This window comes from Pantoea sp. R102 (assembly GCF_004916815.1).
Taxonomy (GTDB): domain Bacteria; phylum Pseudomonadota; class Gammaproteobacteria; order Enterobacterales; family Enterobacteriaceae; genus Pantoea; species Pantoea dispersa.
Map to the genome: position 1 here is coordinate 18,723 of NZ_SDFT01000051.1, position 25,414 is coordinate 44,136.

Annotated in this window: 28 protein-coding genes; 9 read left to right on the forward strand and 19 right to left on the reverse strand. The window is 59.1% G+C overall.

Features of this window, described 5'->3' with window-relative positions; translation table 11 throughout:
• Window positions 1–73: 73 nt before the first annotated feature.
• From ERD80_RS07195 to iraP, 4 genes are all read right to left on the reverse strand, one after another.
• On the reverse strand, window positions 74–1,600 hold the full coding sequence (locus ERD80_RS07195; protein WP_021507233.1) for an FAD-dependent oxidoreductase: 1,527 nt from the start codon (window positions 1,598–1,600) through the stop codon (window positions 74–76).
• A gap of 146 nt (window positions 1,601–1,746) precedes the next feature.
• Window positions 1,747–2,658 (reverse strand): lipid A hydroxylase LpxO, encoded by a 912-nt coding sequence (lpxO, locus tag ERD80_RS07200; RefSeq protein ID WP_021507234.1) that lies wholly within the window; start codon window positions 2,656–2,658, stop codon window positions 1,747–1,749.
• Window positions 2,659–2,857: 199 nt separating this feature from the next.
• The gene (locus ERD80_RS07205; protein ID WP_058775199.1) at window positions 2,858–3,163 is read right to left on the reverse strand and encodes a PsiF family protein; all 306 of its coding nucleotides are present in this window, start codon (window positions 3,161–3,163) and stop codon (window positions 2,858–2,860) included.
• A gap of 85 nt (window positions 3,164–3,248) precedes the next feature.
• The gene (iraP, locus tag ERD80_RS07210; RefSeq protein ID WP_021507236.1) at window positions 3,249–3,503 is read right to left on the reverse strand and encodes an anti-adapter protein IraP; all 255 of its coding nucleotides are present in this window, start codon (window positions 3,501–3,503) and stop codon (window positions 3,249–3,251) included.
• 18 nt (window positions 3,504–3,521) lie between these two features.
• Here iraP and ERD80_RS22450 point away from each other — a divergent pair, with 18 nt between their 5' ends.
• Window positions 3,522–3,674, forward strand: a complete 153-nt coding sequence (locus ERD80_RS22450) for a hypothetical protein (protein ID WP_168926259.1) — start codon at window positions 3,522–3,524, stop codon at window positions 3,672–3,674.
• A gap of 489 nt (window positions 3,675–4,163) precedes the next feature.
• Window positions 4,164–7,250 (forward strand): beta-galactosidase, encoded by a 3,087-nt coding sequence (locus ERD80_RS07215; RefSeq protein WP_136546357.1) that lies wholly within the window; start codon window positions 4,164–4,166, stop codon window positions 7,248–7,250.
• Here ERD80_RS07215 and ERD80_RS07220 read toward each other — a convergent pair.
• Window positions 7,183–8,481, reverse strand: coding sequence for a multidrug efflux MFS transporter (locus ERD80_RS07220; RefSeq protein ID WP_136546359.1), 1,299 nt, complete (start codon window positions 8,479–8,481; stop codon window positions 7,183–7,185). The two genes, ERD80_RS07215 and ERD80_RS07220, sit on opposite strands and share 68 nt — an antisense overlap.
• A gap of 393 nt (window positions 8,482–8,874) precedes the next feature.
• Here ERD80_RS07220 and ERD80_RS07225 point away from each other — a divergent pair, with 393 nt between their 5' ends.
• Window positions 8,875–9,126, forward strand: coding sequence for a biofilm development regulator YmgB/AriR family protein (locus tag ERD80_RS07225; protein WP_021313231.1), 252 nt, complete (start codon window positions 8,875–8,877; stop codon window positions 9,124–9,126).
• 12 nt (window positions 9,127–9,138) lie between these two features.
• On the opposite strand, the gene ERD80_RS07230 is transcribed toward ERD80_RS07225, so the two are convergent.
• Together ERD80_RS07230 and ERD80_RS07235 are read right to left on the reverse strand one after the other, a co-directional pair.
• Complete coding sequence (locus tag ERD80_RS07230) at window positions 9,139–9,456, reverse strand: hypothetical protein (protein WP_021507239.1); 318 nt, start codon at window positions 9,454–9,456, stop codon at window positions 9,139–9,141.
• 250 nt (window positions 9,457–9,706) lie between these two features.
• Window positions 9,707–10,006 carry an I78 family peptidase inhibitor gene (locus ERD80_RS07235; RefSeq protein WP_058758053.1) on the reverse strand — a complete coding sequence of 100 codons (300 nt, stop codon included), beginning with the start codon at window positions 10,004–10,006 and terminating at the stop codon, window positions 9,707–9,709.
• A 532-nt stretch (window positions 10,007–10,538) separates the two neighbouring features.
• Here ERD80_RS07235 and ERD80_RS07240 point away from each other — a divergent pair.
• Window positions 10,539–11,186 (forward strand): type II CAAX endopeptidase family protein, encoded by a 648-nt coding sequence (locus tag ERD80_RS07240; protein ID WP_021507241.1) that lies wholly within the window; start codon window positions 10,539–10,541, stop codon window positions 11,184–11,186.
• Between the two features lie 93 nt (window positions 11,187–11,279).
• A complete protein-coding gene (locus ERD80_RS07245) occupies window positions 11,280–12,299 on the forward strand; it encodes a LacI family DNA-binding transcriptional regulator (protein WP_136546377.1) in 1,020 nt (339 codons plus the stop codon).
• Here ERD80_RS07245 and ERD80_RS07250 read toward each other — a convergent pair.
• Window positions 12,294–13,181 carry a LysR substrate-binding domain-containing protein gene (locus ERD80_RS07250; protein ID WP_058781190.1) on the reverse strand — a complete coding sequence of 296 codons (888 nt, stop codon included), beginning with the start codon at window positions 13,179–13,181 and terminating at the stop codon, window positions 12,294–12,296. The genes ERD80_RS07245 and ERD80_RS07250 overlap by 6 nt on opposite strands.
• Window positions 13,182–13,333: 152 nt before the next feature.
• Between ERD80_RS07250 and ERD80_RS07255 the strand changes: the two genes are divergently transcribed.
• The gene (locus ERD80_RS07255; RefSeq protein ID WP_136546361.1) at window positions 13,334–14,713 is read left to right on the forward strand and encodes an NAD-dependent succinate-semialdehyde dehydrogenase; all 1,380 of its coding nucleotides are present in this window, start codon (window positions 13,334–13,336) and stop codon (window positions 14,711–14,713) included.
• 51 nt (window positions 14,714–14,764) lie between these two features.
• Here ERD80_RS07255 and ERD80_RS07260 read toward each other — a convergent pair whose 3' ends face one another.
• From ERD80_RS07260 to ERD80_RS07280, 5 genes are all read right to left on the reverse strand, one after another.
• Window positions 14,765–16,204 carry a glycoside hydrolase family 1 protein gene (locus ERD80_RS07260; RefSeq protein WP_136546363.1) on the reverse strand — a complete coding sequence of 480 codons (1,440 nt, stop codon included), beginning with the start codon at window positions 16,202–16,204 and terminating at the stop codon, window positions 14,765–14,767.
• Between the two features lie 12 nt (window positions 16,205–16,216).
• Window positions 16,217–16,531, reverse strand: a complete 315-nt coding sequence (locus tag ERD80_RS07265; RefSeq protein ID WP_010618140.1) for a PTS lactose/cellobiose transporter subunit IIA — start codon at window positions 16,529–16,531, stop codon at window positions 16,217–16,219.
• Entirely contained in the window at window positions 16,531–17,847 is a 1,317-nt protein-coding gene (locus tag ERD80_RS07270; protein ID WP_021507246.1) for a PTS sugar transporter subunit IIC, read from the reverse strand. The genes ERD80_RS07265 and ERD80_RS07270 overlap by 1 nt, the downstream gene beginning before the upstream one ends.
• 88 nt (window positions 17,848–17,935) lie before the next feature.
• Window positions 17,936–18,244, reverse strand: coding sequence for a PTS sugar transporter subunit IIB (locus tag ERD80_RS07275; protein WP_031279665.1), 309 nt, complete (start codon window positions 18,242–18,244; stop codon window positions 17,936–17,938).
• Window positions 18,245–18,452: 208 nt separating this feature from the next.
• The gene (locus ERD80_RS07280) at window positions 18,453–18,638 is read right to left on the reverse strand and encodes a hypothetical protein (RefSeq protein ID WP_021507248.1); all 186 of its coding nucleotides are present in this window, start codon (window positions 18,636–18,638) and stop codon (window positions 18,453–18,455) included.
• 58 nt (window positions 18,639–18,696) lie between these two features.
• On the opposite strand from ERD80_RS07280, the gene ERD80_RS07285 reads away from it, so the two are divergent.
• Window positions 18,697–19,020 carry a hypothetical protein gene (locus ERD80_RS07285; RefSeq protein WP_136546365.1) on the forward strand — a complete coding sequence of 108 codons (324 nt, stop codon included), beginning with the start codon at window positions 18,697–18,699 and terminating at the stop codon, window positions 19,018–19,020.
• Window positions 19,021–19,131: 111 nt separating this feature from the next.
• Window positions 19,132–19,371: a hypothetical protein gene (locus tag ERD80_RS07290; protein ID WP_021507249.1), complete on the forward strand. Its 240-nt coding sequence runs from the start codon at window positions 19,132–19,134 to the stop codon at window positions 19,369–19,371.
• A gap of 111 nt (window positions 19,372–19,482) precedes the next feature.
• Here ERD80_RS07290 and yniD read toward each other — a convergent pair whose 3' ends face one another.
• From yniD to ERD80_RS07315, 6 genes are all read right to left on the reverse strand, one after another.
• Complete coding sequence (gene yniD, locus ERD80_RS22820) at window positions 19,483–19,590, reverse strand: small membrane protein YniD (protein ID WP_021507251.1); 108 nt, start codon at window positions 19,588–19,590, stop codon at window positions 19,483–19,485.
• 79 nt (window positions 19,591–19,669) lie between these two features.
• Complete coding sequence (locus tag ERD80_RS07295; protein ID WP_136546367.1) at window positions 19,670–20,098, reverse strand: OsmC family protein; 429 nt, start codon at window positions 20,096–20,098, stop codon at window positions 19,670–19,672.
• A gap of 62 nt (window positions 20,099–20,160) precedes the next feature.
• Window positions 20,161–21,351 carry an FMN-dependent L-lactate dehydrogenase LldD gene (lldD, locus tag ERD80_RS07300; protein ID WP_058769356.1) on the reverse strand — a complete coding sequence of 397 codons (1,191 nt, stop codon included), beginning with the start codon at window positions 21,349–21,351 and terminating at the stop codon, window positions 20,161–20,163.
• A complete protein-coding gene (gene lldR / locus ERD80_RS07305; RefSeq protein ID WP_136546369.1) occupies window positions 21,351–22,136 on the reverse strand; it encodes a transcriptional regulator LldR in 786 nt (261 codons plus the stop codon). The genes lldD and lldR overlap by 1 nt, the downstream gene beginning before the upstream one ends.
• Entirely contained in the window at window positions 22,133–23,782 is a 1,650-nt protein-coding gene (gene lldP / locus ERD80_RS07310) for an L-lactate permease (RefSeq protein ID WP_136546371.1), read from the reverse strand. The genes lldR and lldP overlap by 4 nt, the downstream gene beginning before the upstream one ends.
• 227 nt (window positions 23,783–24,009) lie before the next feature.
• Window positions 24,010–25,182: a cyanate transporter gene (locus ERD80_RS07315; RefSeq protein WP_136546373.1), complete on the reverse strand. Its 1,173-nt coding sequence runs from the start codon at window positions 25,180–25,182 to the stop codon at window positions 24,010–24,012.
• Between the two features lie 87 nt (window positions 25,183–25,269).
• Here ERD80_RS07315 and ERD80_RS07320 point away from each other — a divergent pair.
• The coding region (locus tag ERD80_RS07320) for a LysR family transcriptional regulator (RefSeq protein ID WP_136546375.1) at window positions 25,270–25,414 on the forward strand (145 nt) is incomplete at its 3' end.

The window sequence follows — 25,414 nt, forward strand, 5'->3', positions numbered from 1 at the left end:
TGGTGCGGGTTTTCCCTCACCCTAACCCTCTCCCGCAGGCGGGAGAGGGGACTGTTGGGTGCTGGCTTCAGGATCAGCCCTGATACGCTTCAAACAGCGCCAGGCCTTGTTCCAGCGTCATTGGCTGCTGCATCTCGTGCACCAGCGCGGCGGTGAGCGTATACATGCCGGCTGAACACACTGCCGCAATCATGCCCTGCTGGCAGTAAAAAGCGATGAAGCGTTTGTCCTGCAGCGATCCCAGCAGGCGATAATCGTCCCACTCCTCTGCATGCCCCAGATACTCATAGCGGGTGCCGTAATGCGCAGTCCAGAAGAACGGCACGCGATCGTACATGATGCGTTTGCCCAGCATATTCAGCGCGGCAATGCGCCCCTGCTGATGCGCCACGCGATAGTGCTCAATGCGCTGCACGCCACGCGGCGTGAGATAGCTGGCAATATCCCCCGCGACCCAGATGTTTTCACTGACCCGCAACTGACTGTCGGCCAGCAGGCTGCCATCCTTCTGTAAGGGCAGGTCGTGAATAAAATGGGTGGCTGGCACAATGCCGGTGGCAAACAGCACCTGGCTGGCTGGCACGGTTTTGCCATCTTTGAGCCGCACGCCACTCACTGCGCCTTCGCCGGTCAGCGCTTCCGGTTCACCCTCGACAAATTTCACGCCGTTGCTGCGGTGCAGCTCATAAAAATGACGGCCAATCTCTTCGCCGAACTGGCTGGCAAACGGCAGCGGATGACGCGCCACCACCGTGACATCTATGTCGCGGTTACGCAGCGCACCGGCCACTTCCATACCGATGAAACTGTTGCCGATAATCACCAGCTGCTGCGCCTCATCCACCTGCGAAATCAGCGTGTCGGCCTGGCGCAGTGAACGCAGCAGGTGCACGCCATCCAGATCCTTGCCCGGGATATCAAGCGGCTGCGGCACGCCGCCGGTCGCGATCAGCAACTGGTCAAACTTCACCTGCTGCCCGTCTTTCAGCACCAGCGTCTGCTCCTGCGCCTTCAGCTGCACCACCTCCCCCTGCAGCCACACCACCGGGCCCAGCACATCCTGTTTCAGCAGCTTTGGTACCTCATCGATGGCCATCTTGCCGGAAGGGACAAATTTACTCAGCGTGGTGCGATCGTAAGGTGCGTCGCTTTCACGCTCGATACGCACAATCCGGCCGCTAAAGCCTTCATCGCGCAGCGTCCAGATCGCAGCACTGCCCGCCGCGCCAGAGCCGAGAATCACGCACACCGGCGCTTCACCCTGAGCTACCGGCGCACTGGCCGGCGACATCGCCTGCGGATTGATCAGCACCTGCCCCTGTTCAATGCGCACCGGATAGCGTTTGAGATTGGCCAGCGCCAGCGGCTCGCACATTTTGCCATCGCGCAGCTCAAATACCGCCTTATGCCACGGACACACCAGTTTGTCGCCGCACACTGCGCCCTGCTCCAGCGGCGCGCCCGCGTGCGGACATTTTGCCTGCAGCGCCTGCACGCGGTCGCCGTCGCGAATCAGCACCATATCCGTTTCGCCGACGGTCACTTTAGTGGGTTTACGCTGCGCCAGCGCCTTGAGTTCCACGACAGATTGATAGCTCACGGTTCGCCTCCTTCGGGGTTATTCGTCTGATACGACAATTCCTTACAAAGAGTAAGTGTGGCAAAGCGTGAGGATTTAGCAGGAGAAACAAAGCGAAACGGCGGTTAACTGACTGTTAAACCGCCGTTTTAAGCGGCACGAAAGGATCAGAAGAACACGCTGGGCACGATGATTAGCGCGAAAATCGCCACAATCAGTCCATGTTTGACCCAGTAATACAACCGGCGATTGCGTTTCTTCAGGTTTTGACCGGCATCGCGCAGCGCATATACGTATTTGAAGATGCGGTTGAGGAAGCCGGTACGATCGTTTTCGTCGTTGGGCGATGCCGCTGCTGACATTAACGTCGAGCCCACCCAATGGTTGACCGCCTGCGCCCAGCGCCATTTCATTGGCCGCTCGATATCGCAAAACAGGATGATACGCGTCTGCTCGCTTTCATTCTGCGCCCAGTGCACGTAAGTTTCGTCGAAAATCACCGCCTGACCGTCGCGCCAGCTGTGGCGCTGACGATCCACTTCAATAAAACAGCGATCGTCGTTCGGCGTTTGCAGGCCGAGGTGATAGCGCACCGAACCGGCATAAGGATCGCGGTGTTTGCCCAGATGGCTGCCCGGCGGCAGTTCAGCAAACATGGCCGCTTTAACGCCGGGAATGTTGCTCACCAGTTCGGTGGTTACCGGACAGAGTTCGCGCGCTGACGGATGTGCATCGCTATACCATTTTAAATAGAAACGCTTCCAGCCACGCTTGAAGAAGGTATTAAATCCGGCATCGTTATGCGTCTGCGCCGCTTTAATGTGATCCTGCAGGCGAATGGCTTCATCGCGAATCACCTGCCAGTTATCGGTCAGCTGACGCAGCTCAGGAAAATCCTCAACCGGAAAATAGGGCTGTTTAGCCGGCAGTCGCGACAGCCCGGTCATAAACATATTGATCGGCGCCATAAAAGTGGAGTGATCAAATAACTGACGGGAAAACTTTTGCTTTTCCACGCCGCGTGAGTGGGCGTAAAGCACACTAATAATAAATACACCAATAATGATCGCAGCGACCATACAACAGGTTCCTTATGTTGCACGTAAAGCCGCTCTGTCCACGGTTAAGCGTCAGAGAGACTGGATGGGGAGAAATGGAATTTTATGTAAGGATTTTGTAAAGTTTTGGCAACGCGTGCCCTTTATGACAGAAAAAATACGTCGCGCATTAACCCTGCGAGTGCGGACACAAAAAAGCGGCCCGCAGGCCGCCAGAGGTTTAAGCACTCTTCTTCAGACAGCTGCTCATAAAGGTTTTACGCGCATCGCCGCTGAGTTTTTTCTCTCCTGCTTCGTTATTACAGCTTTTCATTTTCATCTGCTGCGGCGTCATATTGCCCATTTTGCTGTCTTTCTTCAGGCATTCGCTCATAAAGCTTTTACGCGCATCGCCTTTCAGATTTTGCGCGCCTGCATGCTGATTACACAGCGTCATTTTTTCCTGCTGCGCGGTTTTCTCCGCCGCGCCCGCACCGCCAGCCAGCAGCAGGCCTGCTGCCATTATTGCCACAAGACACGATTTCATTGCCGGTTTCTCCGTGTGATTATTGCCTGTTAAGCATGGCACGGAATAAGCAAAGCGGAAAAAAATCTATGCGCGTACGACGGGATTATTCGCGCGGGTGGTTGAGCAACTTTTCGACGTAATTGCGCAGCATCAGCGCGTCCGGATTTTCCTGCACGGAAGCGGCGGGCGGCATCGCGCGATCAATACCCGCCGCGATGTCGCTAACCTGGGCGGCATCCAGTCTGCGCAGCATGGCGGTGAGCACGATTTCCAGCGCCTCAACCTGGACCACTAATTCTTTAGACTCTTCTTCTTTTTCTGCCAGCTTGAGCAGGAGTTCCGCAATCAGGTTTTTCATGCGATGGACTCAGTCAGAATGGGAAAACAAAAATTAGCATTGGCAGGATTAAAACAACAAGAATTTTTGCCGGCCAAAGGAAAAATAATGGTTAGCCGAAGCGTAAAAAAAGTGGCTGAAATTCAATATATAACGGCGAAACGTTTCACTGACAAAGTACGCCGCAGATAAAACGTTTCGCATCGCTGCATTAATTATGCACTGGTGCTAAATTAACGCGGTCCCTGATACCCATGGCCGGGACCGCCACCGCCAGGACCACCCCAACCTCCTCCGCCGCCGCCCGGCGGGGGAAAAAGACAACCGCTTAACGCGGACACCAGCGCCACAACGGCAGCGAGCTTAACGATACGGATCATATTGACCTCAGGTTGCTGAAATTGCGCTGAGTGTATGAAGCGGCAGTTAACACGACAATACAGAATGCTCCGCAACCCGGCGCTATTCATGCCTGCTCACCACGCTTAACGTTTTAGTGGCAAGAAACCGCTAAAAAAGCCTCACAGACCGCGCAATACATCAGCTTAAGTTACAGCGAACGCTGTGCCGCAAACGTCAGTGCTGCTCGCTGTGCGCGCAGTAACAAAATTGCGCGCTGCGTCTTTACAGCTAACGCCATTTCACGCAATGTGAGCGCAATACAATTAATGAGATCTCACTATGACCTTAGCGGCTGTTTCTCTGAGTGAAGTGCTGGCGCGCCGTGACTGGGAAAACCCGGTTATTACCAACCTGCATCGCCTGGACGCGCATCCACCCTTTGCCAGCTGGCGCGATGAAGTCAGCGCGCGCGATGGCCATTCCTCACCTGCGCAGCAGCGGCTGAATGGTCAGTGGGCCTTCAGCTATTTTACCGCGCCGGAAGCGGTGCCGCACAGCTGGCTGCTACAGGACTTACCGGACGCCGCAACGCTGCCGGTGCCTGCCAACTGGCAGTTGCACGGCTACGACGCGCCCATTTATACCAACGTGCAGTATCCCATTCCGGTCAATCCCCCTTTGGTGCCACGTGAGAACCCCACCGGATGTTACTCGCTCACATTTAAAGTTGATGACGGCTGGTTAAGCCAGGGACAGACGCGCATCATCTTCGATGGTGTCAGCTCGGCCTTTCATTTGTGGTGCAACGGACAGTGGATGGGCTATTCGCAGGATAGCCGCTTACCCGCCGAATTTGATCTCAGCCACGCGCTGCAGCCGGGAAACAACCGTCTGGCGGTCATGGTGCTGCGCTGGAGCGACGGCAGCTATCTGGAAGATCAGGATATGTGGCGCATGAGCGGCATTTTCCGCGACGTGACGCTGCTGCACAAACCGGACACCCGCCTGAGCGATGTGCAGATCGAAACCGCGCTCAGCCCGGAATATCTGCGCGGCGATTTACGGGTGAGTGTCAAAATCCATGCCGGCGCGCGCCCGCTCAGTCAGTGTCGGGTGCGCGTCACGCTATGGCGCAACGGCGATTGCATTGCGCAGCACGAACAGCCGCCGGGCAGCGCCATCATTGATGAACGTGGCCACTATCCGGAACGTACCCTGCTGGTGTTGCCGGTGCGGCAACCGCTGTTGTGGAGCGCCGAAATGCCTCATCTCTACCGCGCGGTCGTCACGCTGCTTGATGATGCCGGCGAGGTGATCGAAGCCGAAGCTTATGATGTGGGTTTCCGTCGCGTCAGCATTGAGCACGGCCAGCTGTGCCTCAACGGCAAGCCGCTGCTGATACGCGGCGTTAATCGTCATGAGCACCATCCCGAGCGCGGTCAGGTGGTGGATGAAGCCAGCATGCGTCAGGACATTGAACTGATGAAGCGCCACAACTTTAACGCGGTGCGCTGCGCTCACTATCCTAACCATCCGCTGTGGTATCGGCTGTGCGATGAGTACGGCCTGTACGTGGTTGACGAAGCCAATATCGAAACGCACGGCATGCAGCCGATGAACCGCCTCTCCGACGACCCGCGCTGGTTTGCCGCCTATAGCGAACGCGTAACGCGCATGGTGCAGCGTGATCGTAATCATGCCTGCATCATCATCTGGTCGCTGGGCAATGAGTCCGGCCACGGCAGCACGCACGATGCGCTGTACCGCTGGGTGAAAAGCAGCGATAGCACGCGCCCGGTACAGTATGAGGGCGGCGGTGCCAACACGGCGGCCACCGATATTCTGTGCCCGATGTATGCGCGCGTCGATCAGGACCAGCCCTTCCCGGCGGTGCCGAAGTGGTCACTGAAAAAATGGATCAGCCTGCCGGATGAAGCGCGTCCGCTGATCCTGTGTGAATACGCCCATGCGATGGGAAACAGCTTTGGTGGCTTTGCCAAATACTGGCAGGCATTTCGCCAGTTTCCGCGGCTGCAGGGTGGCTTCGTCTGGGACTGGGTCGATCAAAGCCTGACGCGCTATGACGAACACGGCCAGCCGTGGCAGGCGTACGGCGGCGATTTCGGTGACACGCCCAACGATCGCCAGTTCTGCATGAACGGGCTGGTGTTTGCCGATCGCACGCCGCATCCGGCGCTGTTTGAAGCACAGCGCGCCCAGCAGTTTTTCCGGTTTACGCGCGATCCCGGCGATGCGTATCGCGTGACCGTCACCAGCGAATATTTATTCCGCCGCAGCGACAACGAACGGCTGCGCTGGTGGATTGAGCAGGACGGTGTAACCCTCGCGCGCGGTGAATGGGTGCTGGATCTCGATGCCGAAGGCAGCCACACCTTTACCGTGCCCGCGCCTGAAGCGCTGCAGGGTGAAGCGTGGCTCAACCTCGCGGTGCATCAGATCGCCGCCACGCCCTGGTCTGAGGCGGATCATCGCGTGGCCTGGGATCAGTGGGCGCTGCCGGCCGCACTGCCGGTTACGTTGCCGCCGCTCAGCGCCTGCGCGCCCCAGCTGGAAACCAATCACAATCTGGTGGCGGTGGTGCTGCCCACGCAGCGCTGGCACTTCTGTCGCCGCAGCGGCGCGCTGCTGCAGTGGTGGGTGAACGATCGTGAAACCATGCTGACACCGCTGGAGGAGTGCTTTATTCGCGCACCGATCGATAATGATATCGGCACCAGCGAAGCTGCCAATATCGACCCTAACGCCTGGGTCGAGCGCTGGAAACGCGCGGGCTATGATCGGCTGCAAACAGAGCTGCTGGCGATGCAGGTCGACAGCCTGCAGCACGGCGTGCAGATTGAAACCTGGCATCGCGTACTGGGTGAGGGTCAGCATCTGTTTACCAGCCATAAGCGTTATGGCATCAGTGGCGATGGCGAACTGACTATCAGCGTCGATGTACAACAGGCCGCCGGTCTGCCGCCGCCCGCGCGCATCGGCCTGCGCTGCCAGCTGGCTCAGGTCCCGCACCAGGTGAGCTGGCTGGGACTGGGGCCTCATGAAAACTATCCGGATCGCCAGCTGGCGGCGCAGTTTTCACGCTGGCAGCTGCCGCTGGCGGCGCTCAGCACCGGCTACGTCTTTCCGGGTGAGAATGGCTTGCGCTGCGGCACGCGCCAGCTGGATAGCGGCAGCTGGCAGATCAGCGGCGACTTTGCCTTCTCGCTCAGCCGCCACAGCCTTGAGCAGCTGCGCGCCACCTCACACCGCCATTTGCTGCAGGACGAACCCGGCTGCTGGCTGCATCTCGACGGCTTCCATATGGGCGTCGGCGGCGACGATTCGTGGAGCCCGAGCGTCAGCCCGGAGTTTTTGCTTTCTCAGCGGCGCTGGCACTATGCGCTGACGCTGCGTCAGCCGGTTTAGCGGCGGCCGCCGGGCTAAGGGGTTTCAGCTCGGTTTTTGGCCGGCGATAGAAGCGCCGCAGCAACAGCACGTTGAGCAGGACGACGACCGCGGTAGCGAAGAATACCCAGCGGTAACCGGTGGCGGCTGAGACCGCTGCGCCCAGCAGCGGTCCGGCGACGTTACCGAGGTACATGAACGACTGGTTATAACCAAAAATACGGCCGGTGACGTTATCGCGTGAATGACGCACCAGCAGCGTTTGCACCGCCGGCATCATCGCGCCATCGGCAAAGCCGAGCAGAAAGCGCAGGACGCCCAGCTGCGTGGCGCTGGTGACAAACGACATGGCAATCAGCAGCAGCAGCGAGGCGATCATGGTCGCCAGTAAAATACGCTGGGTACCGATGCGATCGCCGAGTTTGCCGAGACGCGGTGCGGCGATGAGTGCCGACACGCCGGGCAGCGCGGCAATCACACCACTGAGAAACGCGATATTCTGCGCATCCGGCGCCAGCTCACGCACGAACAGCGTCAGGATAGGATTCACCGAGCCGTTACACATCTGAATCACCATGGTGGTGACGAACAGGCAGAACATCAGGCGTGGATTATCGAGGCTGCGCATCACCTCACGCCCGCTCAGTTTGTCCTGCTTGCTCACCGGCGTGTAGCCGGTCTCCTTAATCAGAAACAGCGTCACCAGAAAGCTGACCATCAGCAGTATCGCGGTAACGATAAACACCATGCGCAGGCCCAGCCAGTCGGCCAGCAGACCGCCAATCATCGGCCCGAGGATCACGCCGCCAATTTGTCCGGTCGACACGCAGCTCAGCGCCCAGCCGCTGCGCTCACGCGGCACCTGCGCGGCCACCAGCGCCATGGCGTTGGGAATATAACCGGACGTCAGTCCCATCAGCGCGCGCAGCAGCAACAGCTGCCACGCCTGAGTGACAAACGCCTGCAGCAGAATCACCGCCCCCATGCCAAACGAAGCGCGCAGCAGCATCAGCTTGCGTCCTTTGCGATCGGCAAGGCTGCCCCACAGCGGCGCGACGGCGGCAGAAACAATAAAGGTGACACTGAAGGTCAGGCCTGACCAGATACTGAGCGCGTTGCCGCCACGGATACCCAGCTCTTCCACGTAAAGCGGCAGGAAAGGAATGATCTGACTAATGGCCAGGCCGGTAAAAAAGCAGCCAAACCAGACGGATATCAGATTGATCTTCCAGGATTCGATGGAGCGTAGCATGAGCGCAGATGTCAGAAAAAATGAAACGAGGGTTCAGTCTAACAACCTCGTAACATTACCGGACGGCAAAACATGGCATGAGGATGAAAACGCAGTTTTTCGCTGCCGGGCGTGATTCTGCTCACAGCAAATAGGGCGATGCCTCACTTTTGTAGTGTCTTTATGTGCGGTTACCTGGCCTAAGGCCCGATAAGCGCATCGCGAAAGACGGCAAACGTGAAAAAATATGACGATTCGTTACTGACAATATTCCACACCGCATCTATGTTTAAAAAATCACCAGTTATCACTGGCGAGGCGCTGCCCGTCCTGGACAGTCCGCATGCTTAATTCAGGTTTTCAGTTGCTGCCCGTCGTGGGTGGCAGGCTTCGTTGTCTCTGCGGAGGTCGGCTATGAGAACGCACCATGACAGCGCCAGTCGGGCGATTACCGACTATTTCAACAGCCCCGCCTGGCACGCGCCGCACGAGAGCGATTTGCTGGCCGCCATCATGCGCGAGCTGATGGATGATGGCCAGCCCGCCACCAATAAAGCGGTGATTGCCCGCGTGATTACCCGGCTGGAAGTGGAAGGCGATGAACAGCGCCTGCAGAGTTACCGCAACCTGCTGGCGCAGCTGTTAGAAGCAGGGCCGCAAAAATAGCGGCCCAGGAGATTATTTCACCACCCGCAGCTGGTCGGCTTCGCTGACCACTGCTTTACCGCTCTGACGCTGATACAGGCACAGTTCCCGCCCCAGCTGATTTTTCATGTGCTTTTGCGGATAGCGGCCTTCGAGCAACAGCGCATCGTAGCCAACGCTGTCGTCGTACATGATCGGCTTGCCCACCACTTTCACCGCTTTCAGACCGCTGGCCTGCACACATGCCTGCTGCAGGTTTTTATCGTGTTGCTGCCATGCCGCCTCGCTTGAGGCCTGCGCCAGCGGGCTGAGCAGCAGCGTCAAACACAGCGTTCGGGTCAGGTATTTCATCGTCACTCCTGTAAGGTCAGTCTGTTATTGCTGCCTGTACGCCAGGCGCCGCAAAACCGCGATTCATCGCGCGCTATGGCGGGGGCAATATGGAGCAGCAGGCAGGTTATAGCGAAAAAAATTCCCGCCGTAGCGGGAAGAAACAAGACGAGCATTGCATATTCGAGAGTGACGAGGAAATCTCCGTAATGCGCAGTTATCCTCGCCCGCTGTCGTGACAGCCCGATGACAATGCCGTGTCCGTTTGGTGTTACCCGCAGTAAACCCGGGAAATTTTCCCGTTCTGATCGCCGAGGAAATTCAGGCGGCGCAGATTGAAGTCCATGGTGGCGGCACCGTTCCACGGAATCGCGCGCACCGGTACGGCAAAGCGCTGGGTATCAAGCGCGCTCAGCGGCTGACCGAGGTAGTTCTGATACTGCGAGGCACCGCACTGGTCGGTTTCCGGATCGTGGCTGACGGCGTGACTGCTGTCAGTTTTACTGGCTGACTGACAGGCCGTTAAGGCGAGCATCGCCGTGAGCAGCAGCGCTTTTCCATAATGGTTCACAATTTTCTCCTCCTGGATAATGAACAAGCGGGTTCCTGAGAGTAACAAAGCGTGCCGCCGATGCGAAAATTTTTCCAGCAGACTGGTCGCATTGCGTGACAAAAGGCGCGATTTTCTGCTCACATTTTCGGATTAATCGCACGCTGTGTCTAAAAATCACCCGGGCAGACGCTACAATTATCTAAGACTTTTCTGAGGAGATAATGATGGAACTGGCTATTTTTATCGGCTTCGCCATCGTGATGACCTTCGTGGCCGTCCGGGTGCGTTAAGCCTCGTTAATTTTCTCTCTGCCGTTGTGCACCAAACGGTGCCAGCGGCATCCTCCGCGCCAGATAAGTGATTCGGTTCCCTCTCCGACTGCTCGCCAGATGAAAGCGCAAGCCGTCATGCCGCGCATCGCCTGCGATGAGGCGGTCAGTTAGCGCCGCGATTGTGGCGTATCTGAACCGGCGAAAATCTCCGCAAACGCACCTCGACAGCACCGATCGCCGTTGCTACTATGCGTCTTCCTCTGCCCGCTGAGTCGCCTATGGACACCCAATCCGACAAAGTTACGTTGACCCTGTTTTACGTGGGTAGCTTTGTGGTTTATTACCTCGTGACCATGCTGATTACGCTGTTTCCCAATTACGGGACGCTGCGCAATAACGGCTTGCTGGTGCCAGTGCTGTGCCTGTTTGAATTTGCCGTGATCTATCCCCTGTACCGTTTCTACTGCCAGCGCCGCAGCGACATTCCTCTGGGCTTTCTGCGCCCCGGCCAGGCACTGCTGTTTATCGGCGCGCTGTTTGTGCTGATGGTGGCGCAGACGCAGTTCCTGCAGCCGGAAGGCTGGCTGATTGAACAGAGCCAACAGGGACGCAGCTCAATGCTGATTCTGCTGCTCACCGCCGTGCTGCTGGCGCCGGTGTTTGAAGAGGTGCTGTTCCGCGGCTTTCTGCTGCAGGCGTTTTTGCTGTGGGCGCCCAAAAGCCGTTTTGCCTGCATGTTGCTCACATCGCTGCTGTTCGCCGCGTTGCACACGCAGTACGTGCACTGGGAAACCATCGTTGCGCTAACGCTGTTCTCGCTGCTGCTGTGCTACGCGCGTCTGCGCAGCAACAGCCTGGCGCTGCCGATTTTTCTGCATACCCTGAATAACCTGATCGCCATCCTGCCCGCCTGGTTCTACGCCTGATCCCCCTCACTGTTTGCTAACGATGCCATTAATTTCCCTGCATTTTCAGGTACTATCGCTTTTTAGCCTGCAGGAATGATGGTCGAAGCGCTGATGATTACTATGCTGGATGTGGCCCGCAAAGCGGGCGTTTCTAAAGCCACCGTGTCGCGCGTGCTGGCGGGCAACCGCTATGTGAGCAAATCCACGCAGCAGAAAGTGTTTCAGGCGATTGAAGAAACCGGCTACCGCCCGAATCTGCTGGCGCGCAGTCTGGCGACGCAAAAATCGCAGAATATCGGCCTGATCGTCACCCATTCGCTGTTTAACGGCCCCTATTTCAGCGAGCTGCTGTACCAGACGGCCACGCTGACCAATAACTATGGCCGCCAGCTGATCCTCGCCGATGGTAAAACCAGCGCTGACGATGAGCGCGCGGCAATTGAGTTTCTGCTCGATCTGCGCTGCGACGCCATCATTATCTACCCGCGTTTTCTCGACACCGCCGCGCTGGAAGCGATCATCGACCAGCACGATATTCCGATCATGGTGGTTAACCGCCGTCTGACGCAGCACACGGCGAACTGCGTCTGGGCTTCGCACCAGCAAAATACCCGTGATGCGGTGAACTACCTGATTACGCGCGGTCACCATGATATCGCGTTTATCACCGGACTGGCGGGATCGCCCACCGCCGCCGCGCGTCTGGCTGGCTATCAGCAGGCGCTGGCCGACCATCAGCTGCCGTATGAAGCGGCGCGCGTACTGCCGGGCGCGTGGACGCCGGAGAGCGGTCAGGCGGCGGCACGCCAGCTGCTGAGTGCCGGCGTACCGTTCAGTGCGCTGATGGCCAGCAATGACGATATGGCGATTGGTGCCGCGCTGGCGCTGAGTGCGGCGGGCAAACGGCTGCCGCAGGATGTATCGCTGATGGGCTTTGATGATATTCGCATGGCCGAATTTTTCCTGCCGCCGCTCACGACGGTTCACGTGCCGGTGGCGGAGATGATTCAGCACACGCTGGCGCAGCTGGTGGCGATGCTCGAGGGCGAAGCGATTGCGCCCCTGCCGCCGTTCAGCGGACGGCTGATTGAGCGCGCTTCCGTGGCCGATGGACCGTTTCGCCGCTCATAACCTCTGATCGCCGTCATCCTGCGTGACCAGCCACTGCTCCAGCTGCTGTAGCGTAGCAGCCTTAACGCTCTCCTGCGGGCGCACCAGGTAATAGGTGTGCCGGCCACAGTCCAGCTGGTAATCCTCCATGGCGATCAGCGTGCCCGCCTTCAGCTCCGCTTCCACCAGCACGCGCTGCGCCAGCGCAATCCCCTGCCCTTCAATGGCGGCCTGATAGGCCAGCGCCGAACTTTCCATCTGCCGCCGGTGCGGCAGCGCGTCCATTTCCACGCCAAATGCTTCGCACCAGCGCTGCCAGTCATCAGGACGTCCGCGCACCAGCAGCAGGGTATGCTGCGCCAGCCCGGCCAGATGCATGCTGGCGCGCCGGTCAGCCGTCGGACGGCACACCGGCACCAGCACGTTTTTCACCAGCGGCGTGGCGTGCTGCTGCGGCCACGTACCGTCACCAAGCCGAATCGCCGCGTCGCAATCCACCGTATCGTCCCATTCCGACGCGGTCGTCAGGCGCACGTCAATCGCCGGATGCGCCAGCTGAAACTGTGCCAGCCGCGGAATCAGCCAGCGGGTGGCGAAGGTGGTGAAGGAGTGCAGCCGGATGACCGTGCGGCCGGCATTGCGCTGCAGCGTGGCGCTCGCCTGGCGAATACCGTCGAGGTGCTGGCTGATTTGCAGAAAATAGGCATTGCCGGGCAGCGTCAGTACCAGCCCGCGCCCCTGACGCTGAAACAGCGCCGTGCCAAAGTACTCTTCCAGCAGACGAATCTGACGACTCACCGCGCCTGGCGTCACCGACAGGCCATCAGCCGCTGCCCGCACACTGCCGCTACGGGCGACATATTCAAACGCCAGCAAGGCATTCAGGGGTGGCAAATCACGCATCAGTTAACCGTTCAGTTTTTCTCAATGATGGAGCAATTTTAATCGATTGTAGCGAAAAGGCCAGACGCGCATCATTTCTGCACAGCGGCAGCCAGCCCGATAACGCTGACTGCCAGGTTGTCACATTGATTCTGACACTGGAGCACACTGGAATGATTAAAGTCACCAATCCTGCCGACGGCAGCCTCGTCGGCGAAGCACCGTTCATGCGCCACGACGAGGTCGCGGCCGCTATCGATCGCACCTGTGCCGCCTTTCCGGCATGGGCGGCAAAAAGCGCGAAACAGCGCAGCGAACTGCTGCGTGGCTGGTACGATCTGGTACGCGCCGATAAGCACCTGTTTGCTGAACTGATGGTCAGGGAGAACGGCAAATGCCTGAGCGAAGCGCTGGGCGAAATCGAGTACGGTCTCGGCTTTATTGAGTGGTATGCGGAAGAGGCCAAACGCGTCAACGGTGATACCCTGCCGTCGCACGATGCTAACGCCTCCGTGCTGGTGGTAAAAGAGCCGGTCGGCCCGACCGCGGCCATCACGCCGTGGAACTTCCCGTTTATGATGATCACCCGCAAAATTGCTACCGCGCTGGCCGCAGGCTGCACCATGATCATCAAACCGGCAGAAGAAACGCCGCTTACTGCGTATAAACTGCTGGAGTATGCACGTCAGGCCGGTATTCCCGCTGGCGTGTTTGAGATGGTGACCGGCGATCCGCAAGCCATCGGCGAAGCTTTTACCAGCGATACGCGCATCCACAAAATCTCCTTCACGGGATCTACCCGCGTCGGCAAACTGCTGGCGCAGCAGTGCGGGGCCACGCTGAAAAAGATGACCATGGAGCTGGGCGGCAACGCGCCGTTTATCGTGTTCGCCGACAGCCCGCTGGAAGAGAGCGTGGCCGGGCTGGTCAGCGCCAAACTGCGTAACTCCGGCCAGGTGTGTATTTCGCCTAACCGCATCTTTGTGCATGACGCGATTTACGATGCCTTTGTGCAGCAACTGGTGAAAACAGTCAGTGAGATCCGCGTCGATCAGGGTATGCAGCAGGAATTTGTGGTTGGCCCGCTGATTAACCGCATGGCGCTCGATAAAGTCACCGCGCTGGTGGATGATGCGGTAGCACAGGGGGCGACGCTGCGCCTCGGCGGCAAGCCACACGCGAAGGGCGGGCTGTTCTATGAACCCACCATCCTGTGCGATCTGGACGCCTCGTTTGCCGTGCACAACACCGAGATTTTCGGACCGGTATTTGCCCTGTACCGTTTCAGTGATGAAGAGCAGGTGATTCGCTGCGCCAACGACACCGAATACGGTCTGGTGGCCTATGCGTGGACGCGGGACGTTGGCCGCGCTTTCCGCCTGTCGAAAAAACTGGAAGCCGGCATGGTGATCCTCAATTCCGGCTCGGTTGGTACGGCGTCAGTGCCGTTTGGCGGTATCAAGCACTCCGGCTACGGCCGCGAGGGCGGCCATTACGGTATTGAAGAGTATGTGCAGGTAAAATATGTGCTGATGGCGGGACAACACCGCTAATCACGCTGCTGGCGCGGCGGCGACCCAGCCGGGATGCCGCCGCGCCGGGCGTTAATATTCCACCTCCGCATCAGGCTGTGCGCCGTTATTGCGGATCAACTGCTGATACCAGAAAAAGCTCTTCTTGCGATAGCGCGCCAGATCGCGCAGATCGTGTTCATCACGGTTAACGTAGATAAAGCCGTAACGTTTGCTGATGCCCTGATGGGTGCTGACCAGATCGATGGCCGACCACGGACAGTAGCCAAACAGCTCGACGCCATCGGCAATTGCCAGCCGCAGCTGAGTGATATGCTCGCGCAGATAGGCAATGCGATAGTCGTCATACACTTTGTTGCCCGCCTCCAGCGTGTCGAACGCACCGAGACCGTTTTCTGTGACAATCAGCGGCAGGCGATAGCGCGCGTAGATCTCCCGCGCTGTAATGCGGAAACCGACCGGATCGATATACCAGCCAAACTGATTCTGCTGCAGATGCGGATTGTTGCAGCCGACGTACACCGATTTGTCGATGCCGGCCATCTGCTGGTCGGCCTGCTGCCTGCTGTTCAGCTCACCGCGCGCGACCTCAGGCATGTCAGCACTGACGGTGGCCGATGCATAATAGTTGAAGGCGATAAAGTCCGGCTGGCCGGCGGCGATGGTCGCCATATCCTCTGTCTCAATGTGCGGCAGCCAGCCGCGCTGCTGCAGAAACGCCCACACCACGTTGTTGTAATGGCCGTGCACCGCCAGGTCGAGGTAGAGCCAGTTGCGGATCGCTGAAAAGTTATCGGCGGCCAGCACATCTTCCGGTCTGGCGCTGGCGGCATAGATACAGGAGATGTTCGGTGCCGGGCCAATTTTGGCCTGCGGCAAGCGCTGGTGACAGGCAATCATCGCTTTGGCCTGCGCCAGCATCATATGGTGGTTCTGCTGATACAGCGTCTTCTGCGCATCCACCGTGCCGGCCGGCAGCGTGCCAATCACCTCGCCTTTGAGGATCATCATGTTCTGTTCATTGATGGTCAGCCAGTATTTCACCCGATCGCCATAGTGCTCGACGCAGGTGATGGCGAAGCGCTCAAAGGCGGCCACGGTGCGCCGGTTTGACCAGCCGCCATCCTGCTGCAGCGCCCACGGCAGGTCGAAGTGATAGAGCGTGACCAGCGGCTCAATGCCGTGGCGGCAAATTTCATCAATCAGCTGCTGATAAAACGCAATGCCCGCCGGATTCAGCTCGCCGTCACCCTGCGGATAGATGCGGCTCCAGGCGATGGAGAATCGATAGGTTTTCAGGCCAAGCTCCGCCAGCAGCGCGATATCTTCCCGGAAGCGATGATAGTGATCGCTGGTGACGGTGAAATCCGTCATCCCCTCAGGAAAATGGCCTTTATCGATCACCGACGGCCCTTTGCCGTCTTCATTCCAGGCGCCCTCGACCTGATACGCCGAGGTTGAAGCGCCCCACAGAAAGCCGTGCGGAAACGCACCGGGGTTAGGATGTTGCATACTGCCTCCTTGTTAGTCTGCAGCCAGCTCGCGCCGCAGCTGGATGATCTCTTCCGCCAGTTCACGGCACAGCATGGCGTTCATCAGATGATCCTGCGCATGCACCATGATCAGATTGACCGGAATTTTGCCGCAGCCTTCGTCGGCACCAATCAATTCGGTCTGGATACGGTGCGCGGCTCTGGCCGCCTCGCTGGCTTCGCTCAGCAACGCATCGGCGCGTGGCCACTCTTTGCGCCGCGCAGCGCGCAGCGCCTCCATCGAGCAGGAGCGCGCTTCTCCCGCCTGAATAATCAGTTCCATGACCGTGCTCTCATCAATTTCCATCATGCCTCCTTAACCGGTTGCGCTGCGGCGGCCTGCTCAAGCTCCTGCTGCAGCAGTTGCCGCTCATAAATTTTGAAAAACGGGTAGTAAATCAGCGTGGCGATGGTTACCAGCACGGCAATCAGCACGATGACGCGCCAGTCCCAGCCGGTCGACCAGGCCGCCCCGATCGGTGCCGGCGTGGTCCAGGGGGCCAGCGACACCACGTGGTTAATCAGGTGGGTTTTGGTGGCTGTCCAGGCGAGCGTGGCGTTGACTAACGGCGCGCAGATAAACGGAATGAACAGAATCGGGTTCATCACCACCGGCGAACCGAAGATGACCGGCTCGTTGATGTTGAACATGCTGGGCACAATGCTCAGCTTGCCAATCGAGCGCAGATGCGCCGAGCGGCTGCGCAGGTAGAGCAGCACCAGCCCCATGGTGGAACCGGAGCCGCCAATAACGATGAAAAACTGCCAGAACGGCTCGATAAACACGTGCGTGATTGGCTCACCTGCGTTAAGCGCCTGCTGGTTGAGACCGAGGTTAGTCAGCCAGAACGCCTGCAGAATGCCGCCGACAATCACCGCACCGTGAATGCCGGCGAACCACAGCATGTGGCACAGCAGCACCGCCACCAGCACCGCCGGTAACGAATCCGAGGCGGAGATAATCGGTGCGAACAGCGCCATGATCGCCTGCGGCAGCAGCAGGCCAAACTGCGCCTGCACCCACAGGCTGAGCGGAAACAGCGTGATGAAGATGGCGATGATCGGGATCAGCAGATCGAACGACTGACGAATTTTGGGCGGCACCTGCTCCGGCAGCTTAAAGCCGATGTTGTGCTTTTGCAGGAAGTGCATCAGCTCAGTGGCGAACAGCGCCACCAGAATCGCGGTGAAAATGCCCTCGCCGCCGAGTGAGCCAACCGGCAGCGTGCCGTTGCTCTGCGGCGCGGCCACCACCAGAAACGCCATCAGCGCCAGGCTGGCCGCCATAAAGCCGTTCATCTTGTAGCTGTTCGCCAGGTTATAGGCGATGGCGCTGGCGATATACAGCGCCATGATGCCCATGGTCATGTTATACGGCATCATGATTTGCGCTTCATGCGCGCGCACCATACCGAGCCACCACTGGGCAAACGCCCATGAACTGTCAGCTGAGAACGGCGGATGGGCAAACAGCAGCATAAACGAGCCCACAATCAGAAACGGCATCGAGGCGATAAATCCATCGCGGATGGCAATCACATGGCGCTGGCTGGAGAGGCGTCCGGCCAGCGGGCTGATGCGGTTTTCAATCACACCAAATAACGATTCGCTTATGCTGCTCATCGGCGAGCTCCTTGCATCAGGCAACAACAGAATAAGCCTGTGCATTGGCGCACAGGCGTAAACAATTATTTTATTTTCGGAATAATCGTCAGGCGTGAATCAGCTTTAGCGAATCATCTAATATTTTCGCGCCATTCATCATGCCGTAATCCATGCTATTAATCACAGTGATAGGCTTATTTAGCTGCTGCGCCAGCGGCTGGAAGTCCGCCAGTTTGTATTTAATCTGCGGCCCGAGCAGGCAACAGTCAAAGTTCGCGATCTGATCGTTAAACTCTTCAATGCCAACGGCTTTTATCTCAACCTCGACGCCCTTCTCTTTGGCGGCCTTCTCCATTTTCTGCACCACCATGCTGGTGGACATCCCGGCGGCGCAGCAGAGTAGAATCTTTGGCATCATTCAATCCTCAGTGTGGGGTTTAATTAACGAATACCCGCGCTAAAGATTTTCTGCAACCGGTTTCAGATTTGCGTTACGGATCTGTGAGAAATATCAAAAAGCGCGCTGCAAATTTAATCGGGATGCAATAATAAACGGAAGAGATTATGTGAAAGTCGGGGAACAGTGGCGCGGCCAGACACAGCGCGCCACCAAGGGCAGAACGTCAGGAGATGGCGGAATCTTTTTGCTTGTCGGCTTCGAAGTGTGCCTTGAACTGCTCGTAGATGGAAATCATATTGGAAGCATCGCCGTGCAGCGGGCTCAGTTTACCGGCACGCACCAGTTCGATGACCAGTTGCAGGGCGGCCTGTTTTGGGCTGCTGGCCGGATGGGCAATTTCATGAGACATCAGATATCACTCCTTATTGTTGTCAGTGCCGCACAGTTTAGCCCAGATTGTGCTGCTAATGGGCGCGGCGCTGGTTATCATCGTTCTGTTCGGACAAAAAAGCCGCTCAGGCTGTTCATTGACGCCTGAGGCGTTTAGCTATACTGGATCAAAAAAAGGAACACGCAGCCACGCATTCCGTACCACGGGAATGGTGCAGAAGGAGTCGGTTATGTTGATTGGTTTTGTCTTGTTAGTGAGCGCCTGCGGCCACGATGCCTGTGATGCCCTGCCGGTGTCGGAGCGGATTTACCCCACGAAAGTGGCCTGCGAACAGATGGCCGATCGCATCCATAAAGTCCGGCCGAACGTGGTGCTGCTTTGTGGGGAAGTGCACCGTTAATTCGGTGCCAGTGCGTCATCAATTGCATAAAAAACAGCCAGACGGCATTGCAACCTGGGCCCGCAGCGTTCAAAATATAAGCTGCTTTACACTATTACAGTTGTGAATCCCATGAAAAAAACTCGCCCCCGTCGTCCCAATGGACGCTGGGTTTATTACATTTTGTATGACGGCATTCTCTGGCCCTGTCCGGTGCGCTGGGAGTGGGAGAGCGGCTTCGGCGGCTGGCTGCCGTTTTACTATTCGCCCACCTTTGAATTTGTCGCGGGCGATCCGCGCAAGGCCTACCGCATTGCGCGCAGCAGCGTGCGCAATCTGCGCCAGCATGAGCATGACGGCGAATATGCCTGAGGCGTCAGAACTGCCACGGCAGCCACGAGGCTGTCAGCAGGTAGTGCACCAGTTCCAGCACCAGAATAATCATCACCAGCACCCCGAGCTTGTGGCGGCATACCCAATCCTTTAGCCCCATATCATCGCCGCCCAGCGAATCAGCATCAGCGCGCCGCAGATGCACAGCAACACCACAATCATCTTCCAGTGTTTTGTCGCAGCCAGTTTTTTTGCCACGTTTCCTCCAGACAGCAGAAAGCAACGATGCGCCCGCAGGCGCATCGCATAGTCTACCGCTGGTCACCCGTGAGGGCGATTAATTATTCAGCGTATTGCCGAGGGTGATTTCGGCATTCAGCACCTGAGACACCGGGCAGCCGGCTTTGGCTTTCTGAATGATTTCATCAAATTTGGCATCATCGATGCCCGGCAGCGCAATGGTGCTGTTGAGGGCAATTTTGGTGATGGCGAAGCCGTCGCCCTTTTTGTCCAGTGAAACATCGGCGGTGGTGTCGATGCTTTTCGGTGGATGACCGGCCTGGCCCAGCATCAGCGACAGCGCCATGGAGAAGCAGGCGGCGTGTGCCGCGCCAATCAGCTCTTCCGGATTGGTGCCCTTCTCGCCTTCAAAACGGGTGTTAAAACCGTATGGCTGGTTGCTGAGCACGCCGCTTTCAGTGCTAACCGTGCCTTTGCCTTTGATGTCGCCTTCCCAATGGGCCGATCCTTTCTTATGAATGGTCATGTCATTCCTCCTGTTAGTCAGACAGCTATTCAGTATAGACAAGAGCCGGCGCTTTGCCTGGCTTAGCGCACCGCGTGCGGGCGCGCCGGGCTGAGTCCGGCTTCGCTCAGCAGCGCATTCGCCTGCACCAGCGAATCCTGGGTGATGTCCGCAATGGTTTTCGCGCCGGTCAGCGTCATCGCCACCCTCATCTCTTTCTCAACCAGGCTCAACAGATTCTCCACGCCGCGCTGGCCGTGCGTCGCCAGCGCATAGATAAACGCGCGTCCCAGCAGCACGCTGTCAGCCCCCAGCGCAATCATGCGCACCACATCCAGCCCGTTACGAATGCCGCTGTCGGCCAGAATGGTGATGTCGCCCTTTACCGCGTCGGCGATGGCCGGCAGCGCGCGCGCCGACGACAGCACGCCATCCAGCTGACGTCCGCCGTGGTTGGAGACCACGATGCCATCGGCGCCAAAACGCACCGCATCGCGCGCATCTTCCGGGTCGAGAATGCCTTTGATCACCATCGGCCCTTCCCAGAATTCGCGAATCCACTCCAGATCCTGCCACGAGATCGACGGGTCGAAATTGTTCGCCAGCCAGCCGATATAATCTTCCAGCCCGGTAGGGTTACCGAGGTATGTGGAGATATTGCCGAGATCGTGCGGACGCCCGTGCAGCCCGACATCCCACGCCCACTGCGGATGGGTGACCGCCTGCCAGTAACGGCGCAGCGCGGCATGCGGGCCGCTCATGCCGGAGTGCGCATCGCGGTAGCGCGCGCCCGGCGTCGGCATATCGACGGTAAACACCAGCGTCGAGCAGCCTGCCGCTTTGGCCCGCTCCAGCGCGTTGCGCATAAAGCCGCGATCGCGCAGCACATACAACTGAAACCACATCGGGCGGTTAATCGCCGGTGCCACCTCTTCTATCGGGCACAGCGACACGGTCGACAGGGTAAACGGAATGCCGCGATTCGCTGCCGCACGCGCCGCCTGCACTTCACCGCGTCGCGCGTACATGCCGCACAGGCCGACCGGCGCCAGCGCCACCGGCATCGACAGCGTTTCATTGAACAGCCGCGTTTCCAGACTCAGCTCAGCCATGTTTTTCAGCACGCGCTGGCGCAGCGCCACATCAGAGAGATCGGCCACATTGCGCTTCAGGGTATGTTCTGCGTAGGCCCCGCCGTCCAGATAGTGAAACAGGAATGGCGGCAGGATACGTTGCGCCGCGGCGCGATAGTCACTGGCAGCAGAAATAATCATCAGTTGTCTTCCTTACGGGTAGCCTGCGTGGCGCCCGGTAGCCGCGTGATGCGGGCCTGGCGCGCTTCGTCTTCATGCAGCGTTTTCATGGTGGTGTGAACAAAGCCGAGGTGATCCATCGCCGCCTGGCGCGCCGCGTCGGCGTCGCCCGCCATCACCGCATCGAACATCGCCTGATGCTGGGCGTTGAGCTGGTTGAAGATCACCGGCTGGGTGTACATACGCTGGCGGCTGTGCAGCACGGAGGATTGCAGCAGATCGAAAAATCCGCGCATGGTCTGCAGCAGCACCAGATTATGCGAGGCTTCGGCAATGGCGAGGTGAAAGCGCAGATCCGCCTGCGCGGCCAGTTCGGGGTCGTCGCAGTCGTTCATTTGTATCAGCGCGTCAAAGGCATAGCGCAGCCGCTCTTTATCCGCCTCAGTGGCGCGCTGCGCGGCGTGCCAGGCGGTGCTGGCCTCAATCGCGTGGCGCGCCTCAAGAATATCCCAGCGGTAGTCAGGATCGGCGGCCAGCAGCTGACGAATCGGCTCGACGATGCGCTGTTCTGACCACGGCCCCTGCGGCTCGCACAGCCAGGTGCCGCCGCCGCGTTTACTGATCAGCACGCCACTGCTGATCAGCTGCTGGATGGCCTCACGCACCGACGAGCGCGACGCGCCGAAGCGGGCGGCCAGCGCACGCTCCGAGGGTAAACGCATGCCAGGTTTCAGCTGATGCTCTTCAATCCAGGAGCTAAGACGCGCGCGCAGCGTATCCGCCAGCCGCGGTGTGGGTTCAGTCATGGAATCATCCAGGTAAAGACATACGCCTGCAGCGTGGTGATCACGCCGACCATACAGGTAAAAATCAGGCTGTGTTTAACGGTAAACCGGAACAGATCGGACTCGCGCCCCACCAGCCCCACGGCGGCGCAGGCGATGGCGATCGACTGCGGCGAAATCATTTTACCGGTGACACCACCGGTGGTATTGGCGGCCACCAGCAGCACATCCGACACACCAATCTGCTGCGCGGTGGTCGCCTGCAGCGCGGCGAACAGCGCGTTGGAAGAGGTATCGGAGCCGGTCAGAAAGACGCCCAGCCAGCCGAGGAACGGCGAGAAGAAGGTGAAGGCCTGGCCGGTGTGCGCCAGCGCCAGGGCCAGCGTGGCCGATAGCCCGGAGTAGTTTGAGATGAACGCAAAGGCCAGCACCATGCCGATGGAGTAGATCGGCAGCGCCAGTTCCTTCAGGGTTTCGCCAAAGGTGCGCAGCGCCGCCGCCGGCTTCATGCGCAGGAAAATCACCGAAATCACCGCCGCCAGCAGAATCGCAGTGCCGGTGGCGGAGACCACGTCAAATTTGAACAGCGCCGCATACGGCGTTGCTGCGCTCACCACCGGCGGCATGCGTGCCACCAGCTCGTGCAGCAGCGGCACCGGTACGCTAAACACCCAGTCATACAGCGCGCCGCCTTTGGCGAACAGCGCTTTAAACGGCGGAATACTCCACAGCGTAACGGTCGCGGTAAGGAACAGGAACGGCATCCAGGCACGCACAATCTGCGCCAGCGTATAGCGTTGTGTCCCTGAGGGCGCAGTCTCTGGCGCGGGCTCTTTAAAGCGGAAGATGCGTACCGGCTGCCAGCGGCGCAGAAACAGCGTCAGGCAGATCAGCGAAGCCAGCGACGAAATGATGTCCGGCAGCTCCGGGCCAAGGAAGTTAGAGCTGAGGTACTGGGCGATGGCAAACGAGCCGCCGGCCACCATCACCGCCGGCCAGGTCTCTTTGATGCCGCGCCAGCCATCCATGATCGCCATGATCCAGAACAGCACGATGAGGGTGAGAAACGGCAGCTGGCGTCCCGCCATCTGGCCAATCTGGAAGCTGTCCAGCCCGGTGACCTGACCGGCGACGATGATCGGAATCCCCATCGCGCCAAACGCCACCGGCGCGGTGTTGACGATCAGGCACAGGCCGGCGGCATAGAGCGGATTAAAGCCCAGCCCGACCAGCAGTGCGGCGGTGATCGCCACCGGTGCCCCAAAGCCTGCCGCGCCCTCTAAAAACGCGCCAAACGAAAAGCCGACGATCAGCATCTGCAAACGCTGGTCTGGCGTGATGGAGAGAATCGAGGCGCGAATGATATCGAACTGGCCGGTTTTCACCGAGATCTTGTAGACAAACACCGCCGCCACGATGATCCAGGCAATCGGCCACAGGCCGTATAAAAAACCATAGGCCACCGACGCCAGCGCTTGCGGCACCGGCATGCCGTACAGCAACAGCGCCACCAGCAGCGCCAGCACCACGGTGATCGTACCGGCCTGATAGCCCTTCAGCTTGAGCTTAATCAGCGCGAAGAAGAAAAAAACAATCGGTATCACCGCCACCAGGCTGGATAGCCACAAATTGTTGAGCGGATCGTAGTTTTGTTGCCACACCTGCATGCCGTTTCTCCAGAGGTCACCAGAGGGATGCGGCGCATCGGCAAAAGCAGGCGTGCGCCGCAGATTGTTGCCCGGTTCCGCACCACAATTGGTAGGACCACATTGCGGCTGACGGGCTTTCTGGCTCCAGATAGTTAATGCATTGTTAACCCAAAGCAACGCGGCAGGCGTGATTTTTCGTGTTATGTGACCATGTGGCTACATTTTTATAACATTGGTAGGACCAGTTAGCGTGCAGCAGAACCAAAGGCGCGTGCATAGCTGCGCGGGTGAAAGCGCAGATTGAGCCCGATCAGCCCCAGCGTCACGACGCCCTGCATCAGCCAGACGCTGGCAAAGCTGTGGGTGAGCACCTGCAGCTGACCGGCAATAAATGGCATGCAGCCGGCGATGATGAATCCTGCGCCCTGCATGAAGGCCACCAGCCGCGCGCCTGCCTGCGGCTGCGGCAGATGATCGAGCGCCAGCACCATCGCCAGCGGGAACGCGGCACCGAGACCGAAGCCGGCGATGGCGGCCCACAGCCACGGCGCCAGCAGTGGCGCAAAAAGAAACCCGCTCATCCCGGCCAGCTGGCACAGCAGACTGAAAATCAGCTGCGGACGGCGATCGGCACCGCGCGCCAGCAGTGGCATCAGCAGCGCGCCAGCAACCTGGCTCAGAATCATCACGCCCAGCAGCGAGCCGCCGGCCTGCGCCGACCAGCCCAGCCGGTGATACGCATCCGGCAGCCAGGCCACGCAGGTGGCATAGCCGCCGTTGACCAGGCCAAAGCTCAGCGCCAGCGACCAGGCGCGCGGCTTACGCCACAGCGGCGGCATCGTTACCTGCGCGGCATCCGACGCGGCAGGCACGCGCACCAGTAGCCACAGCAGGATAGCCAGCAGCACCGGCAGCGCCCAGCCGCTGAGCGCCAGCGGTACGCCAAGCTGCGCGCTGAGCCACGGCGACAGCGCCGCGCCCAATCCGCCGCCGCCCATCAGTGCGCCCGCCCACAGCCCGGTGACCGCCGCGCTGCGCCGGCTAAAACGCTGTCGAATCAGTCCCGGCATCGCCATCTGCACCACGCCGACGCCGATGCCGGCAAACAGCGCGCTGAGCACCAGCCCGCTGCCGCTGTCGATTACGCCGCGCGCCGCCAGCGCCAGCAGCAATAGCGTCAACCCGGCCAGCAGTAAGGGCTTTAAAGCCATGCGCTGCATCAGCGTGGCGCTGAACAGCGCCACCGCGCCCATCATCACCATCGGCACCGCCGGCAGCAGCGAGGCGGCCAGCCCTGACAGATGCAGGCTGTGGCGCAGCTGGCCCAGCAGCGGACTGACCGAGGTCAGCAGTGGGCGCATGTTCAGCCCGGCCAGTACCAGCGCAGCCAGCGTTAACGTATTGGCATGTCGGTTCATAACCCATCCTGCAGTGAAAAGGTTGTCAGCATCGCAGCAGACAGTACTATTTGGAAATGAAATAACACCATGATGGGCAGTGGATAAATGAATCGTCAGCCAATGTTTACGCCGCAGCAGCTATTAAGCTTTGTGGCGGTGTGCGAGACCGCCAGCTTTACCCGCGCCGCCGAGCGTGTGCACTTGTCGCAGTCGACGGTCAGTCAGCAGGTGCGGCGGCTGGAAGAGATGG